Genomic DNA, 1286 nt, shown 5'->3' on the forward strand with positions numbered 1-1286 from the left:
ACGAGCCATCCTAACAATGCGCTCAACGCCGCTCGTTTCACTCGCTGGACAGTCAAAAGCTGCGCTTTTGCCTGCCCGTTAGCTTATCGTTAGGGTGCAAATGATGAAGCATCGCATTGCAATTATTTCCGTAATGGCTTTGTGTATCGCGGCTCTATGGTTATGCGGTTCTCAAATATATTATTCTCCATTACCTCTGAGGGTTATCGACCAAGATGGTTCGGGGATTTTGTCAATTTCTGAAATACTCAACGCTAGAGATGTTGGTGCTAGGGAAGTGGCAGGTAAACCTGAGTGCATCGAATATTTTTGGTATAAAGATGGTTCGCCGGCATTTGAAAGTTGCTCAGGAAAGTAAGGCTCAATGAATACCAAGAATATGGACATTGTTGTTTTCCATTGGCCGTTGGTAACTCTGGCAACGTTTCCTCTTTGGTTTATTGAACCAATAATTCAAAATCCAATTGCCATCACAGGTTGCATCGCATCATTTCTAGGCTTGTTTTTTTCATTGGCATATGCCATTTTTCGTGTTTCAAGGCTCCATGTCAGCACTGTCAAAAAAACTTTGTGGTGTTTCCTCTTCATATGGGTATGGCCTTTGGGATGTCCAGTAGGCTACTGGGTCTTAATCCGCAGGAGTTGCAAAGGCGAACATGGAATTGCACCCTAACAAATCGCTCAAGGTCGCTCCCGTTGGTCGCTGGACAGTCCCAGTCGGCGCATGCTTCGCATTATATGCGCCGCCTGTGCCTGCCCCTTAGCTCAAACGTTAGGCTTTCCATGAACTACATCAGTGCCGAAGAACATGAGCTTCTTAGCTTCTTCGAGGTTGAGCCGGAACGGGCAAGCCACGATATTCCTTGGCCGTATAACGATTTCTCCTATCGTGTCTCACTCGGCGCATATGACATAGCGTTTGGAATCTACCCAGCTTACAAAGACCTATCGTTAACCATTCACCACAACGACACCGAGTTTTATAGTTTTGTAGCTACCTCCGTTAAGGACGTTCGCTACCTTCAAGACCCACGTATTGAAACGTTGGAAATATTAATTTCAGATCGTGAGAGTATTTGGCTAAGGCTTCGCCCTACGGTACTAGTAACCCAAAAATTTTCCGGAGAGGCCTAACAAATGGTTCAAGTCGTTCGCTTCGCTCACTGGGACGTCCAAAAGCTACGCTTTTGGCCGCCCCTTAACCAAACGTTAGGCGGCGTGCGGGTTTTATTTGGTTTGAAGCGCCCTGCGCACAACGGAACAAGCCTTTTCAGGTTCCCGATTTG

2 protein-coding genes are annotated in these 1286 nt (G+C 46.6%); both read left to right on the top strand.

Going from position 1 to position 1286, the window contains the following annotated elements; genetic code table 11:
• Positions 1–103: 103 nt before the first annotated feature.
• Positions 104–358, top strand: a complete 255-nt coding sequence (locus BMX80_RS17780; protein ID WP_139214230.1) for a hypothetical protein — start codon at positions 104–106, stop codon at positions 356–358.
• Positions 359–783: 425 nt separating this feature from the next.
• Positions 784–1134, top strand: coding sequence for a hypothetical protein (locus BMX80_RS17530; protein WP_074870815.1), 351 nt, complete (start codon positions 784–786; stop codon positions 1132–1134).
• Positions 1135–1286 lie beyond the last annotated feature (152 nt).

The sequence above is a fragment of the Atopomonas hussainii genome (genome assembly GCF_900109735.1).
GTDB classification, from domain to species: domain Bacteria; phylum Pseudomonadota; class Gammaproteobacteria; order Pseudomonadales; family Pseudomonadaceae; genus Atopomonas; species Atopomonas hussainii.

What these genes read in the sequence shown, in the direction of transcription:
- BMX80_RS17530 (WP_074870815.1), top strand. Translation starts at nt 784, where the DNA reads ATGAACTACATCAGTGCCGAAGAACATGAGCTTCTTAGCTTCTTCGAG.
- BMX80_RS17780 (WP_139214230.1), top strand. Translation starts at nt 104, where the DNA reads ATGAAGCATCGCATTGCAATTATTTCCGTAATGGCTTTGTGTATCGCG.